The organism is Streptomyces sp. NPDC005963 (genome assembly GCF_040638655.1).
Lineage (GTDB): Bacteria > Actinomycetota > Actinomycetes > Streptomycetales > Streptomycetaceae > Streptomyces.
This window is the reverse complement of record NZ_JBEXVD010000018.1, coordinates 105,466-120,275: the sequence shown is the minus strand read 5'-3', so window position 1 is coordinate 120,275 and position 14,810 is coordinate 105,466. Positions and strand designations below refer to the sequence as shown.

At 69.1% G+C, this 14,810-nt stretch carries 15 protein-coding genes; 5 read left to right on the top strand and 10 right to left on the bottom strand.

What is annotated here, in order from left to right; genetic code table 11:
- Positions 1-21: 21 nt before the first annotated feature.
- Positions 22-336 carry a hypothetical protein gene (locus tag ABZ348_RS23120; RefSeq protein WP_358935915.1) on the top strand — a complete coding sequence of 105 codons (315 nt, stop codon included), beginning with the start codon at positions 22-24 and terminating at the stop codon, positions 334-336.
- A gap of 79 nt (positions 337-415) precedes the next feature.
- Here the strand turns inward: ABZ348_RS23120 and ABZ348_RS23115 are convergent, their stop codons facing one another.
- Genes ABZ348_RS23115 through ABZ348_RS23105 form a run of 3 tightly spaced genes read right to left on the bottom strand, consistent with a single transcriptional unit; the run spans position 416 to position 3,427 of the window.
- Entirely contained in the window at positions 416-1,747 is a 1,332-nt protein-coding gene (locus ABZ348_RS23115) for a dipeptidase (RefSeq protein WP_358935913.1), read from the bottom strand.
- A 7-nt stretch (positions 1,748-1,754) separates the two neighbouring features.
- Entirely contained in the window at positions 1,755-2,291 is a 537-nt protein-coding gene (gene purE / locus ABZ348_RS23110; RefSeq protein WP_358935911.1) for a 5-(carboxyamino)imidazole ribonucleotide mutase, read from the bottom strand.
- Entirely contained in the window at positions 2,288-3,427 is a 1,140-nt protein-coding gene (locus ABZ348_RS23105; protein ID WP_358935910.1) for a 5-(carboxyamino)imidazole ribonucleotide synthase, read from the bottom strand. The genes purE and ABZ348_RS23105 overlap by 4 nt, the downstream gene beginning before the upstream one ends.
- A 147-nt stretch (positions 3,428-3,574) precedes the next feature.
- On the opposite strand from ABZ348_RS23105, the gene ABZ348_RS23100 reads away from it, so the two are divergent.
- A complete protein-coding gene (locus tag ABZ348_RS23100) occupies positions 3,575-4,204 on the top strand; it encodes a GtrA family protein (RefSeq protein WP_358935908.1) in 630 nt (209 codons plus the stop codon).
- 52 nt (positions 4,205-4,256) lie between these two features.
- Here ABZ348_RS23100 and ABZ348_RS23095 read toward each other — a convergent pair whose 3' ends face one another.
- From ABZ348_RS23095 to ABZ348_RS23080, 4 genes are all read right to left on the bottom strand, one after another.
- On the bottom strand, positions 4,257-5,522 hold the full coding sequence (locus tag ABZ348_RS23095) for an ATP-binding protein (protein WP_358935906.1): 1,266 nt from the start codon (positions 5,520-5,522) through the stop codon (positions 4,257-4,259).
- A 166-nt stretch (positions 5,523-5,688) separates the two neighbouring features.
- On the bottom strand, positions 5,689-6,036 hold the full coding sequence (locus tag ABZ348_RS23090; RefSeq protein WP_358935904.1) for a hypothetical protein: 348 nt from the start codon (positions 6,034-6,036) through the stop codon (positions 5,689-5,691).
- Positions 6,037-6,347: 311 nt separating this feature from the next.
- Positions 6,348-7,922 (bottom strand): hypothetical protein, encoded by a 1,575-nt coding sequence (locus ABZ348_RS23085; RefSeq protein WP_358935903.1) that lies wholly within the window; start codon positions 7,920-7,922, stop codon positions 6,348-6,350.
- A 105-nt stretch (positions 7,923-8,027) separates the two neighbouring features.
- Positions 8,028-8,705 carry a response regulator transcription factor gene (locus ABZ348_RS23080; protein WP_250920445.1) on the bottom strand — a complete coding sequence of 226 codons (678 nt, stop codon included), beginning with the start codon at positions 8,703-8,705 and terminating at the stop codon, positions 8,028-8,030.
- A 499-nt stretch (positions 8,706-9,204) separates the two neighbouring features.
- Between ABZ348_RS23080 and ABZ348_RS23075 the strand changes: the two genes are divergently transcribed.
- The 3 genes from ABZ348_RS23075 (at position 9,205) to ABZ348_RS23065 (ending at position 12,506) form a co-directional block, all read left to right on the top strand.
- A complete protein-coding gene (locus ABZ348_RS23075; RefSeq protein ID WP_358935901.1) occupies positions 9,205-10,713 on the top strand; it encodes an oligopeptide:H+ symporter in 1,509 nt (502 codons plus the stop codon).
- 270 nt (positions 10,714-10,983) lie between these two features.
- On the top strand, positions 10,984-11,823 hold the full coding sequence (locus tag ABZ348_RS23070) for a M48 family metallopeptidase (RefSeq protein WP_358935899.1): 840 nt from the start codon (positions 10,984-10,986) through the stop codon (positions 11,821-11,823).
- A gap of 257 nt (positions 11,824-12,080) precedes the next feature.
- Positions 12,081-12,506 carry a hypothetical protein gene (locus tag ABZ348_RS23065; RefSeq protein ID WP_358935897.1) on the top strand — a complete coding sequence of 142 codons (426 nt, stop codon included), beginning with the start codon at positions 12,081-12,083 and terminating at the stop codon, positions 12,504-12,506.
- Here the strand turns inward: ABZ348_RS23065 and ABZ348_RS23060 are convergent.
- The 3 genes from ABZ348_RS23060 to ABZ348_RS23050 form a co-directional block, all read right to left on the bottom strand.
- Entirely contained in the window at positions 12,496-13,329 is an 834-nt protein-coding gene (locus ABZ348_RS23060) for a helix-turn-helix transcriptional regulator (protein WP_358935895.1), read from the bottom strand. The two genes, ABZ348_RS23065 and ABZ348_RS23060, sit on opposite strands and share 11 nt — an antisense overlap.
- Before the next feature lie 300 nt (positions 13,330-13,629).
- Positions 13,630-14,121, bottom strand: coding sequence for an ATP-binding protein (locus ABZ348_RS23055; protein ID WP_358880030.1), 492 nt, complete (start codon positions 14,119-14,121; stop codon positions 13,630-13,632).
- A 229-nt stretch (positions 14,122-14,350) separates the two neighbouring features.
- Complete coding sequence (locus ABZ348_RS23050) at positions 14,351-14,719, bottom strand: STAS domain-containing protein (RefSeq protein WP_358935893.1); 369 nt, start codon at positions 14,717-14,719, stop codon at positions 14,351-14,353.
- Positions 14,720-14,810: the final 91 nt, after the last annotated feature.

The window sequence follows — 14,810 nt, the reverse complement described above, 5'->3', positions numbered from 1 at the left end:
ACGAGGGGAACCGCAACCACCATGAGCAGATGGATCGTCCTGGCCACCCCGTTGCAGGGTGTCTCGACCATGAATTGCGACACCAAGATCGCCCGGGAGGTCGAGGGCACCGAGGACGAGGCGCTGGACGCCCTGCTGAGCGTGGCTAACACCTTCACCGACCGGGTGAAGGTTCGACGGAGAGAGGTGTTCCGGGTCTCCGACCGCTCCTACTTCATCAGGATCCGGAACCGGATTTCGACGTACGCGTACATGATCCAGATCGCGGAGCTGGTCGCCGACTCGGATCAGCCGGGCGCCGGGGCCGCAGAGCCCGCGGACGCCGTGCCCGAGTAGTCGTGGCGGTCCGGGGGCGACCACGGCTCCGCACGATCGGCGCGGTGGGGGCGGGCGGCTGGCCCGCCCCCACTGTCGTTCAGCCGTCCAGTTGGCCGATGGTGGCCAGCGACGGCCCCCTGCGGGACTGCTCGTCGCGGGCGACCGACTCCGCGTCCCCGAGGACCCGTACCGCATTGCCCCAGGTCAGCTTGGCCAGATCGACTTCGGACCAGCCCCGGCGCAGCAACTCCGCGATCAGGTTCGGATAGCCGGCGACGTCGTCGAGCCCGGCCGGGGTGAACGCCGTGCCGTCGAAGTCGCCGCCGATCCCCACGTGATCGATGCCCGCGACCTCGCGCATGTGGTCGAGGTGGTCCGCGACCGTGTGGGCGGTGGCGATCGGACGGGGGTTGGCGTCCTCGAAGGCGGCATGGAGCTTCATCGCCTCCGCGGACAGGTCCAGCGGGTGGAAGCCGTTCCTGCGGAGGTTCTCGTCGGCGGCCAGGGTCCAGTCGACCGCCTCGGGCAGGATGAACTTCGGTACGAAGGTGGCCATCGCCAGCCCGCCGTTGGACGGGAGCAGCGCCAGCACGTCGTCGGGCACATTGCGGACGTGGTCACAGATCGCCCGTGCCGACGAGTGCGAGAAGACGACCGGGGCCGTGGACGTCGCGAGGGCGTCGCGCATGGTGGAGGGCGCCACATGGGAGAGGTCCACCAACATGCCCAGGCGGTTCATCTCCCGGACGACCTCATGGCCGAAGGGCGAGAGGCCGTCGACGCCCGGGGCGTCGGTCGCGGAGTCGGCCCAGGGGACGTTGTCGTTGTGGGTGAGCGTCAGATACCGCACGCCCAGGGTGAACAGTGCGCGCAGGGTGGCGAGCGAGCTGTTGATCGAGTGGCCGCCCTCCGCTCCCATCAGCGAGGCGATCCTGCCCTCGGCCCGGGCGGCTTCCATGTCCGCCGCGGTCAGCGCGGGAGCCAGTTCGGCGGGGTAGCGGGCCAGCAGTTGGCGTACGCAGTCGATCTGCTCCAGCGTGGCGCTCACCGCGTCGTCGCCGGACATTCCGGAGCGGACGTAGACGGACCAGAACTGGGCGCCGACCTTGCCGGCGCGCAGCCGGGGCAGGTCGGTGTGGAGGCTGCCGGTGAGGTCGGCGGAGATGTCGAGCCGGTCGAGGTCGTAGCGGACCTTCTCGCGCAGGGCCCACGGCAGGTCGTTGTGCCCGTCGACGACGGGGTGGTCCCCGAGCAGTTCCAGGGCACGGGCCAGATGCGTGGGGTCGGGGGCGTCGGCGAGGACGATCCCCTCCCCGTCCTCGGGCTCCCTGATGTCCGCGGATTCCTTGATGTCGGCGGATTCCTTGATGTCGGCGGCTGCCTCCCGGTCGTCGGTGTTGCCGTGCGGGTCGTCCGTAGCGTTGGGCATGTCGTCTTTACTTCCCGAAGCCGAAGGAAGCAGTGCCTTCGACTTTGGCGCGCAGGCGCTTGCCCTTGTCGGTGGCCTGTTCGTTCAGCTCGTCCTGGAACTCGCGCATCCGGTTTAGCAGCTCGGTGTCATGGGTGGCGAGGATGCGGGCGGCCAGCAGTCCCGCGTTGCGGGCACCGGCGACGGAGACGGTGGCGACGGGCACGCCCGCGGGCATCTGCACGATCGACAGCAGCGAGTCCATGCCGTCGAGGTACTTCAGCGGTACGGGCACGCCGATGACGGGCAGCGGGGTGACGGAGGCGAGCATGCCCGGCAGATGGGCCGCTCCCCCGGCACCCGCGATGATCACCTTCAGGCCGCGGGCGTCGGCCCGCTCTCCGTACGCGACCATCTCGCGCGGCATCCGGTGTGCGGAGACCACGTCGACCTCGAAGGGGATCTCGAACTCGGTCAGGGCCTGGGCCGCTGCCTCCATGACGGGCCAGTCGGAGTCGGAGCCCATCACGATGCCCACGAGCGGGCCGGGTGCGGGAGTGCTCATTCGGTGATCGTTCCTCTGAGGTAGTCGGCTGCGTGGCGGGCGCGGTCGCGGACATCCGCGAGGTCGTTGCCGTAGGTGTTGACGTGGCCGACCTTGCGGCCGGGCTTCACGTCCTTGCCATACATGTGGATCTTGAGCTGGGGGTCGCGGGCCATGCAGTGCAGATACGCCGCGTACATGTCGGGGTAGTCGCCGCCGAGAACGTTGCACATCACCGTCCAGGGGGCGCGGGGGCGCGGATCTCCGAGGGGGAGGTCGAGCACGGCCCGCACATGGTTGGCGAACTGCGAGGTCACCGCGCCGTCCTGGGTCCAGTGGCCCGAGTTATGGGGGCGCATCGCCAACTCGTTGACGAGGATGCGGCCGTCGGGTGTCTCGAACAGCTCGACGGCGAGGTGGCCGACCACTCCCAGCTCCGCGGCGATCTTCAGGGCGAGTTGCTGGGCCTGCCCCGCACGTTCCTCGTCGAGGTCGGGCGCGGGGGCGATGACGGTGTCGCAGACGCCGTCGACCTGCTGGGACTCCACCACCGGGTAGGCGACGGCCTGGCCGTGCGGGGAGCGGACGACATTGGCCGCCAGTTCCCGGGTGAAGTCGACCTTCTCCTCCGCGAGCACGGGCACGCCCGCGCGGAAGGGGTCGGCCGCGTCGGCCGCGGTGCGCACGAACCAGACGCCCTTGCCGTCGTACCCGCCACGCACGGTCTTCAGGATCACGGGGAAGCCGCCGACCTCATCGGCGAAGGCCGTCACATCGGCGGGATCGGTCACGATCCGATGGCGCGGGCAGGGCACGCCCAGTTCCATCAGCCGGGCGCGCATCACGCCCTTGTCCTGGGCGTGGACCAGCGCAGCAGGTCCGGGCCGTACGGGGATGCCCTCTGCCTCCAGGGCACGCAGATGCTCGATCGGGACATGCTCGTGATCGAAGGTGATCACGTCGCAGCCCCGCGCGAACTCACGCAGCGTGCCCAGATCGCGATAGTCGCCGATGACGACATCGCTGACCACCTGGGCCGCAGAGTCCTGCGGGGTGTCACTCAAGAGCTTGAAACGGATGCCGAGGGGGATGCCCGCCTCGTGGGTCATACGGGCGAGCTGACCGCCACCGACCATGCCGACTACCGGGAACGTCACCCTTATAGGGTATCTGTCGCACCCGAACGCCGAACGGGCGTGTCACCGCCTCGCCACACCATCACGGGCGTCCCCGGGCGGGAGCACGCAAGGGTGGTTAGCATGACTGGGTTGACGACACCGATCTGATGGGGCTGGACTCTCACTATGAGTGAACGAGGCGGTGCGCTGCGCGGGCAGCTCCAACAGCTCCTGCGCGAAGTCGCCAAGTTCGGAGCGGTGGGTGGCGCGGGTGTCGTCGTCAACCTGGCGGTCTTCAATCTGGTGCGCGCGACCACCGAGATCCCGGTGGTGCGCGCATCGCTGATCGCCAACGCGGTCGCCATCATCACCAACTACCTCGGCTACCGGTACTTCACCTACCGTGACCGCGACAAGAGCGGACGTACGCGCGAGCTGTCGCTCTTCCTGGTGTTCAGCCTGGTCGGGTTGGTCATCGAGAACGGCATCCTGTACGTGGCGACGTACGGTTTCGGCTGGGACAGCTCGTTGCAGAGCAATCTGTTCAAGTTCCTCGGCATCGGGATCGCGACGCTGTTCCGGTTCTGGTCGTACCGGACCTGGGTGTTCCGTGATCTGCCCGAGCGAGCGCCGGAACAGCCGGCGCCCGCATCCGCAGATCCCGCGTACGGCGCCCTGAAGCCCCAGGGCGAGGCGTGTCTGGACGCCGCCATCGATCGTGCGCTAGAGCCCTCCCTGGAGGAGGAACTGGAGCTGGAGCGGCTGGACCAGGGCGCGCGCTCAGCCGAGCCGGACGCCGTGGGCCCGCGCAGCTAGCGACCGCAAGCGTTCGTTGTGGGTCCGCGCGGCCGGCGACCGCGGGCGTTCGTCACCGTACGGTCAGATAGCTGTCCTTGCGCTTGCGGGCCACCCTGCTGAGGAAGAGCGCGAACACGGGCGGGTGCTGCTGCAACAGCTCCAGCCGTCCGCCGTCCGCCTCCGCGAGGTCGCGGGCGACCGCCAGTCCGATGCCCGTGGAGTTACGGCCGCTGATGGCCCGCTCGAAGATTCGCGCCCCCAGTTCGCCCGGGACTCCGGGGCCCTCGTCGGTCACCTCGATCACCGCCTGGTTGCCGGTGACCCGCGTACGGAGCGCGACCGTCCCCCCACCGTGCATCAGTGAGTTCTCGATGAGCGCGGCCAGCACCTGGGCCACCGCGCCGGGGGTGCCGACCGCGCGCATCCCCTGCTTCCCGGAGCAGACCAGGGCGCGCCCTGCGCTGCGATAGGCCGAGCGCCACTCGGCGATCTGCTGCTTCACCACCTCGTCGAGGTCGAAGACGATGGCGGAGCCGGTACGGGGGTCACGGGCGTTGGTCAGCAGCCGTTCGACCACGTCGGTGAGCCGCTCCACCTGGGTGAGCGCGATGTTGGCCTCCTCCTTCACCGTCTCGGGGTCGTCGGTGGCCGAGATCTCCTCCAAGCGCATGGACAGGGCGGTCAGCGGCGTACGGAGTTGGTGCGAGGCGTCGGCGGCGAGTCGGCGTTCGGCGGTGAGCATCCGGGCGATCCGCTCGGCGCTGGCGTCGAGGACGTCGGCGACCCGGTCCAGCTCGGGCACCCCGTAGCGCCGGTGGCGGGGGCGAGGGTCGCCGGAGCCCAGGCGTTCCGCGGTCTCGGCGAGGTCGGTCAGCGGGGAGCTGAGCCGGTTGGCCTGCCGCACGGCCAGCAGGATCGCCGCGATCACGGCGACGAGCGCCACCGTGCCGATGATGAGCAGGGTGCGTCCCACCTCGCGGGTGATGGAGGAGCGGGACTCCTCCACGATGACGGTCTCTTCCCGCTGCCCCTGCGTCTCGCTGCGGATCACACTGCCGCGGGGCCGGTCGCCGACCTCGATGTCGGGCCGCCCCGGGATCTCGATCCGTACGTACCGTCCGCCGCCGACCTGTTTGGCGAGGACGGCGCTGTTGAGGGGCTCCCCGCCGATGATCCGACTGTCCACGATGTTCGCCAGCCGAAGGGCCTCGGCCTTGACGCTCTGCTCTGCGCTGCTGGTGATCGTGCGGGTCTCGACGAGGACGAGCGAGACGCCGAAGACGCCGATCACCACCAGGACGACGGCGAGCGTGGAGTTGATGAGTCGTCGGCGCAAGGGGCCCTCCGGGGTGGGGTGACGGCTCCTTGAGCCTATGCGCCGGCGCGCGGCCCTCCCGGATCTTTGCCCTCCTGAGGGCACTTCTTGGGTACGCCCTGGTGAGCGAAGCCCCGGCGCGCGCCTTGGGGGTGGCGCGCGCCGGGGCGGGCGGGCTCCCGTTCGCTCAGCTGAAGATCACCGAGCGGAGTTGGAGCCGGTCGGTGGTCTGCTCACCGTGGGGGCGCAGTCGGAAGGACTCCCCAGTGCAGTCGGGCTCGGTGTAGACGATGGCGACCGAGCCGGTGTCGTTGCGCGGGCCGAACGCGGGCGACGAGGAGCCCGGGTTGGCCGCTTCGGGGATGACGACGCACCGCTGGCTGGGCGGATCGACGAGCACGCCCTGTTGTGGCTGTCCGTTCAGACCGGTGTACCGGTAGTGGAAGTTGCCGACCGCCGCGCCGGCCGGTGAGGCGAGCGGCACCACGAGGGCGAGCGCGGCGAGGGCTACGGCGGCTGAGGTACGGGGTCGCACGGGGGCTCCTTGTCCTTCGGGGGTCCCGGATGGGCGGGGACGCCGGGGGACTACCCCGTGTGCTCGTCCTGGCCCACCTGTCGGACGTGCGGAAACGATCACCCCTCGCCCGTTCGGCGCAGTACGCCCCCGATGGCGGACGCGGAGGCCGGAGGGGGGCGGGCGACGGGCGGAAGGCACCGGCAGAGGCTGGAGGGCCGGCCGGACACCCCGCCCGGCTGGATCCGGACGGGGTGTCTGTTCGGTCGAGGTCGGTCCGGCCGGGGGCGGCTCAGACCGGGTCGGTCAGATCAGCGGGGCGGCGGGGCGGCTCAGACCGGACTGGTGGCCTCGGCTGAGGCGGGAAGGACAGCGTCGGGGGCAAGGGCGCCCTCCATGTCGACCCAGCGATCGTTCCACGCGAAGCCGTGTTCCGGGCCGCGTTGCCAGGTGTGGGTCACGCGGCCTTCAGGGTCCCGGCCGAAGGCCGAAAGTCCGCCCAACGGTCCCAGTACGACGGAGGGGTCGGCGGTGAGTCGACCGTGCAGAGGGGTCCACGCGGACCAGGGACCACCCGTACCCGACTGCCAACGATGATGCAGACCACCATCCACCCCCCGACCAAACAACACCATCCCACCGTCCCGGCCCACCAACACCACCGGCCGCCCCACCACAGCCCCCTCCATATCCACCCAACCCACATTCCACGCATGACCGTGCTCAGCCCCACGCTGCCACGTATGCGTCACCCGACCCCCAGGATCACGAGCAAACACCGACAACGAACCATTCGGACTCAACACCACCGAAGGATCACCCGCCAGACGGCCGTGCAGAGGGGTCCACGCGGACCAGGGACCACCCGTACCCGACTGCCAACGATGATGCAGACCACCATCCACCCCCCGACCAAACAACACCATCCCGCCATCCCGGCCCACCAACACCACCGGCCGCCCCACCACAGCCCCCTCCATATCCACCCAACCCACATTCCACGCATGACCGTGCTCAGCCCCACGCTGCCACGTATGCGTCACCCGACCCCCAGGATCACGAGCAAACACCGACAACGAACCATTCGGACTCAACACCACCGAAGGATCACCCGCCAGACGGCCGCCCAGGGAGACCCAGTCCGGGGCCCATGCGCCGGTCTCCGACTGCCAGGTGTGCCACAGCCCGCCGTCCTCCCCCCGTAGGAAGACGGCGAGCTTGCCGTAGCGGCCGACCAGCGCATGGGGGCGGCCCACGGCCCCGGGTGCGGGTCGGCCGAGCCCGGTCCACGCCGACCAGGCGCCTCCCGGGGCGTTCTGCCAGCGGTGGACGACGCCGCCATCGGGACCGACGCCGAAGATCACCATTCCGGTGCCGGTGTCGACCACCGAGGGGACGCCCACACTGACGCGCGGCACCCACCCGGGCCCCTGGCCCCCGGTCCACCAGGTGGTCTGCTTGCGGGCGCCGGCCCAGCCGAAGCTGAAGTGGATGTGGTCGGTGTGCGGGCTGCTGCCGCGGTAGGGCTGCCATCCGGCGCTCGACCTGTTCGCCATCCAGATCCGGCGATTCCAGATCATGTACATGATGCCGAAGCGGCGGGCGAGCGCATGGGCGTTCCCGTGCCGGTCGGTGGCCAGCAGCCAGCCGATGAGGTCGTCCGCCAGATGCTCCTGGCCGGCCAGGTTGACGCCCCAGTCCCAGGCCCGGCCCTCCTTGTGTTCGCTCTGGCCGCCGCTGCCGCAGGCCCGGGTGATCCCCAGACTGGTCGTGCCGGGGTACGCGGCCAGCACCAGATCGCGGAACTCCACGACTCCCGGCTTGGCCGTGGGGTCACAGTCGCGCTGGGGCTCGTACAGCGCGTAGGGGTCGATGTCCGGACCGAAGTCCGGTGCGGTCGGTGCCATGTGGTGCTCCTCGGGCTGTGCCCCCGCCCCGTGCGAGGTGGCTCTGCCCATCAGGCGCCAGATCCCGACCGCCCGACCCGCCAGATCGGATCACGCGGGTGCGGCTCAGCTCTTCTCGAAGCGGAAGCCCACGCCCCGGACCGTGGCGATGTAGCGGGGGTTCGCCGCGTCGTCGCCGAGCTTCTTGCGCAACCAGGAGATATGCATGTCGAGCGTCTTGGTCGACGACCACCAGGTGGTGTCCCAGACCTCGCGCATCAACTGGTCGCGGGTGACCACCCGGCCGGCGTCACGGACCAGGACGCGCAGCAGATCGAACTCCTTTGCCGTGAGCTGGAGTTCCTCGTCGCCCATCCAGGCCCGATGCGATTCGACGTCGATGCGCACGCCGTGCGTGGCCGGCGGAGGAGCGGGCTCGGTCGCACCGCGGCGCAGCAGCGCCCGGACGCGGGCGAGCAGTTCGGCCAGCCGGAAGGGCTTGGTGACGTAGTCGTCCGCGCCGGCGTCGAGGCCCACCACGGTGTCCACCTCGTCCGCGCGGGCGGTCAGCACCAGAATGGGAACCGTGTGCTTCTCGGCCCGCAGCCGTCTGGCGACCTCCAGACCGTCCATGCCGGGCAGCCCGAGATCGAGGACGACCAGGTCGACACCGCCCGCGAGTCCGGCGTCCAGCGCTGCCGGTCCGTCCTCGCGCACCTCGACCTCGTATCCCTCCCTGCGCAGCGCGCGAGCCAGGGGCTCCGAGATGGATGCGTCGTCTTCGGCGAGCAGTACACGCGTCATGGAGTGATGGTAGTCCGCAACGCGTTCGAACCGGGGTGCGATGCGGAACCCCTGCGGGTCTATGCGTAGATCTTGCTGAAGACCTTGGAATGAGCGCGTGCGGTTGCAAGATCGCCTGCGATCCGCCTCTCCAGCGCTTTCGTTTTGTGTTGTGTCGTGTCGTATGGTGTCGATTACGCCTGTAGCACTACACGGAGACCTTTGGCCTGCGCGCAAGCAGCTAGCAGTGAGCGCGGCAGTGAATCCAAGGGTCTCTTTCTGTGCTCGAAGCCGGAAATACCGGGTTCGAAGACAGTGAATGACCTGTGGGCCGGGCCCCGAGCGCGACGACGCATTCGGGGCGTGGATCCCGGTGCGTACTGTCCCTGCGCCTGCGGCCATCCCAGCCGGAGCAGCCCCTCGGCGTGGGGCGGGGCAGTCTCGTCACCGGTGCCGGCCACCCCCACCGGGCGCTCGACCGCTCACGAAGCGGTGCGTCCCGAGCACGCAAGGATCGACCATGGCGTCAAGCCTGACGAAGGCCCCCACTGGTTCCGCCGGTTCCACCGGCACCGAGAAGACCTTCCTCGGCCACCCCCGCGGACTGGCCTTCCTCTTCATGACCGAGATGTGGGAGCGGTACAGCTTCTACGGAATGCGGGCGCTGCTCGTCCTCTACCTGTCCACGGAAGTGGTCGATGGCGGACTCGGCATGAAGACGGCGACGGCGGTCGCGATCTACTCCGTCTACAACGCGATGGTCTATCTGCTCGCCCTCCCCGGGGGCTGGCTCGGTGACCGCCTGTGGGGAGCGCGCAAGGCGACCGCGATCGCCGGCGTGATCATCATGAGCGGCCACTTCATGCTGGCCGTGCCGGTGGACGCGATGTTCTTCGTCGGACTGGCGTTCATCGCGGCCGGTTCGGGGCTGCTGAAGTCCAACATCTCGACGATGGTGGGCCACCTCTACCCGGACCGGAACGACCCCCGTCGTGACGGCGGCTTCACGATCTTCTACATGGGCATCAACCTGGGTGCCGTCGCCGCGCCGCTGACGATCGGCTCGGTCGGTCAGAACGTGGACTGGCACCTGGCGTTCGCGATGTCCGGCGTCGGCATGGCACTGGGCCTGGTCTTCTTCTTCCTCGGCTTCAGGCACCTGAGCCCGGAGTCCCACCAGATCCCTTCGCCGGCGTCCGCCGAGGAGCGTTCCGGTCTGCTGCGCAAGGGCCTGATCTGGGTCGGCATCGCCGCAGCCGCCTATGCGATCGTGGGGCTGACCGGGGCCTTCACCGTGGACTGGGTGCTGTGGCCGCTGACGATCCTCGGTCTGCTGCTGCCCGCGTGGTACCTGTTCAAGATCCGTCGCGACAAGGAGCTGACCCAGGTCGAGCGCTCCCGGATGTCCGGTTACATCTGGTTCTTCGTCGCCGCCGCCGCGTTCTGGGCGATCTATGACCAGACCGGTTCGGTGCTCGCGCTGTTCGCGAAGGAGAGCACCGAGGCGACCCTGTTGGGCTTCGAGTTCCCGACCACCTGGTTCCAGTCGCTGAACCCGCTGTTCGTGATGTCGCTCGCACCGCTGTTCGCCATGCTCTGGGTCGCGCTGTACAAGCGGAGCAAGGAGCCGAGCACCCTGTCGAAGTTCGCGTTCGCCCTGCTGATGGTCGGCGGCTCCTTCTTCGTGATGATGGTGGCGCAGGGCGTGGCCACGGGCGATGTGAAGGTCTCGCCGATGTGGCTGGTCAGCGTCTACTTCATGCAGACCGTGGGTGAGCTGTGCCTCTCTCCGGTGGGCATGTCGCTGACGACCAAGCTCGCACCGCGGAAGTACGCGTCCCAGATGATGGGTGTCTGGTTCCTCGCCATGACGGCGGGCAACTCGGTCATCGCTCTGCTGCAACTGCTGGGGGCATCGACGGACACACAGGGCTGGTTCGCCAGTCAGGGCGTGGTCGCCGTACTGGCGGGTGTCGCCATCTTCATGTGGCGGCGCAGGGTGCAGCCGCTCATGGGTGGCGTGAACTAACCCCCCTTCGAGCTGCCCTGCGGGCGGATGGATGCCGACCGCCCGCAGATGATCCCGTAACCCATGGGAAGCCCGACCGCGTAGGAGACCGCCCCCGGAGATTCCGGAGGGCGGTCTTCTCGTGGTCGGCCCAACGCACGCGCGGGGAAGCGCGGCGGTGACCGGATACAGGGGACGACGATCTTGTCTCGGCGCTCCGTGTGCCGTACCCGTATCCCTATCGAAGAAACGTTCCCTCATATCGAGGGCCATGAGGAGAGAGTGAGTCAGATGGCGGTCGAGTCGCAGCAGGCACTCCACGAGGTCAACCGGTTCCGCCACCGCGCGGAGTTGCCCATGGTGGCCGCGGGGGCGGTGGCCACCGCCGTGTGGCTGCTCACGGCGATCGCGCTCCTGCTGGCGCACCAGGAGCTGCCGGGCTGGCTGTCCGGGCTGGTGACCAGCGTGCTCACACTTCCGGTCATGCTGGTCTTCTACGTCAGGTACCAGTTCTGGAAGACGGCCGTGGACGCCGTCGAGGTCAACGAGCACCAGTACCCGGAGCTGTACGCGATCTTCACGGAACTGTCCCGGAAGATCGGTCTGTCGAAGCCTCCACGGCTCTACATCACGAACGGCAACGGCGTCCTCAACGCCTACTCGGCCAAGCGCACCGTGCACAAGACGTACGTCGTCGTCTACAGCGATCTGGTCGACACCTTCTACGAACTCGGGGACCAGGAGACAATCCGATTCGTTCTGGCGCACGAACTCGGGCACATCAGGCTCGGGCACGTCAATTTCCGGCGGGTGATCCTCGCCTCGGCACTGCGCATCGTCTTCCTCAGCAAGACCCTGAGCCGGTCCCAGGAGTACTCGGCCGACCGGATCGGCGCGGCGATGGCAACCGAGGGCACCGCGGCCCGCTCGCTGTCGCTCCTCTACGCGGGCAAGCGCACCTACCAGAAGATGGACATAGACGACTACATCGCCAACGACACCCGTCACATCAGCCGGTTCTGGGTCGCCATCGTCAACTTCACCGCGGACCACCCCGTCGGTCGTCGCCGTCTCGCCGCGGCACGCGAGATGGACCAGCACGGCTGGGACGTCCACGGACGCATGCTCTGACCCGAGGTCCCCGGGGTGCACACGCAGGCGACCGGGGATCCTCGGACGGCGGGGTGCCCCTATGGGTTGGGTCAAGGTGGTGGGGTGGTGGCCCGCACCCCCATTACCTCCCGCGTAATCGACGAGGCCCCGCCCCTGGATGCAGCCTTGCCCCACCGGAACCCGGGCGGCGCACTCCGTCCGGGGGCCGGCCCCCTCGGGGGTCCCGAGCTCAGGGACCCGCACCGATGTCACGACTCCGCAGGAGGCCGAACACCGTGTCCGCAACGTTCCTGACCGGCATCGCCCGCACCACCGAGCCCCTGACGATGCTGCGCCGCTTCCTCACCGTCGACGCCGTGGTCACCGCCCCCACCGCGGCGGTCTACCTCGCCGCCTCCGGCCCGGTGGGCCGACTGCTCGGGGTGGACCCGGACGTCCTCCTCGGCAGCGGAGCCTTCCTCGTCCTCTTCACCATCGGTGTCGCCCTGATCGCGGCCCGCAGGGAGCCGCCCGCCGGTGCGGTCAAGGTGGTGATCGAAGTCAATCTCGCATGGACCGCCGCCAGTCTCGCCGCTCCCTTCCTCTGGCTGGACCCGAGCGCCGTCGGCACCGTCTGGATCGTCTTCCAGGCCCTCGTGCCCGCCGGACTCGCCGGTCTCTACTGGGGTGCGCTGCGGGCCGGGTCCGGAATCAGGCGCTGAGGGAACGCAGGTGGTCGACGGTCGCCGCGTCCGCCGGGAGGAAGGTCTCGATGGCCAGCTCGGCGACCGTCACGTCCATCGGGGTGTTGAACGTGGAGATCGACGACACGAAGGACAGCTCCTGTCCCCGGTGCGCGATCCGCAGCGGCAGCGCGAAGCACGGCATCGCCGGTCCGGGGCCCGGGTCGCCCGACGCGTCGGCCCCTCCCGGGCCGTGGTCCGGATGGCCGTCGGGGAAGGGGTACGAGGCCACCTCGTCGTACAGCTTGCGCAGCGGGTCCGAACGCACCAGGGACATCTGGCTCTCCATCTGGTGCAGCAGATGGGAACGCCATTGGCGGAGATTCAGAATCCGCGGGGCCATGCCTTCCGGATGCAGCACGATGCGGATCCCGTTGAACGGTGGCGTGAGCAGATGATCGGCGACCCCCTCCAGCAGCCTGGTCATCCCCAGGTTGGCCGCGACCACGTCGTAGACCCCGTTCACCACGATCGCGGGGTACGGCTCGTAGCCGTGGAGCAGCTGCTGGAGTCCTTCGCGCAGGGCGCCCATGGAGGGGTCGTCGTACGACGTCTCGGTGTACCGGGGGGCGTAACCAGCGGCGAGCAGGAGCGCGTTGCGTTCCCGTACGGGGACGTCCAGGTGCTCCGCGAGCCGCAGGATCATCTCCTCGCTGGGGCGGGAACGCCCGTTCTCGACGAAGCTGATGTGCCGGGCCGAGGAGTCGGCGCGCAGGGCCAGTTCGAGCTGGCTGACCCGCCGCCGCTCCCGCCAGCCCCTCAGCAGGGGACCCACACCGGTGTCGGACGCGAGAGTAGTCATGCCCCGACCGTAGTACGGCCGGCGGCCTGCTCCACTGGTGCATTTTTTTGGGTTGGGTGACGGGCCGGGTGCCTCCCCGGGTGTCCGTCCGCGGACCAGCGACGGAAGCGACCGTTCCGGTACAAGGCGGACAATCGGCGCGTGCTGGTGGGTGGTGAGGAACTCGCGGACGGTCAGGCCGGCGTGCGTGCTGGCGTCGGCGGTGCGCTCCAGGGGGGAACGCGGCGGGAAAGCCGAAAGAGCACGCCGCCCCGGCGTGCTCCACAACAGACGTACGCCGCCCGGACCGGACGGCGGGGATCAAGCGGGTGCGGCCAACTCGGCCCAGACCGTCTTGCCCGGTGCACCGGGCACCCGTACGACGCCCCAGTCGAGGCAGAGGCGCTGCACGATGAACATGCCGTGACCGCCGGGACGGCCCGCGCGGTGCGGGGTACGGGGTGCGGGCTGGCCTGCGCCGCGGTCGGAGACCTCCAACCGCAGCACCTTGCCGTCGCAGCCCACCTTCAGCTCCTCGGGGCCTTCGGCGTGCAGACAGGCGTTGGTGACCAGTTCCGAGACGACCAGCAGCACGTCTTCCGCTGCGGCACGGCGATCGGCGGTGGCGGCGGGGAGCCAGCCCCAGTCGTAGAGCGCCTGGCGCGTGAAGTCCCGGGCGAGCGGAACGATGCCGCTGGCGCTGCCCAGCGCCAGGGTGCGCACCCGCCCACCGGGTACGCCGGAAGCAGCGCCAACGACGTCCTCCGACTCGGGGCCGAGGTCGCCCGGCTGCTGCGGCCGGGTGGTGCTCATCAGCGCTTCACCTCACCGATTCACCAGTTTGCGTTCGTATCTCATCAGGTCAGCGTGACCGCCGCGCCCCAGGGCGCCGCCGTACACAGGTTCAGAGTGCCGGACGGCGGACCTTCGCGTGGCCCCGCGGGAGTTCTCCTGCCCTGTCGCGTGGTGACAACACTCACTACGCCGAAAGCGGATCTCACAGCGCGGACGGCACATGCGCCGCATCCACCGCATAGGGCACTCAGCTCGCCAGAGCGTCCTCAACCGTGTCATGCACGGTGAAGACAGCCTCTGCTCCGGTGATCTCCAGCACCCGCGCCACAACGGGCTGCATGCCGGCCAAATGGACCCCTCCCCCGGCCGCCTCGGCCTTCAGTCGAGCACCGAGCAGCACATTGAGCCCGGTGGAGTCACAGAACTCCAGCGCGGAGCAGTCGACGACCAGGCGTGACCGCCCCTTGGCGAGCGCCTCGTCCAGAGGAACGCTCAGCAGGTCGGCGGTGTGGTGATCCAATTCACCCGCCGGCCGCACCACTTCACTGCCGCCCTCGGTCCGAACCTCGACCTGAAGTCGGCCACGATTCGCGCTACCGACCGTCCCGCGATCCATGTCCGTCCCTACTTCGCCGTATGAGCCGTGCAAGTCGTCTAAGTCGTGAATCGAGCAATGCGAGCAATTCACGTCATTCGAGTCACTCGTG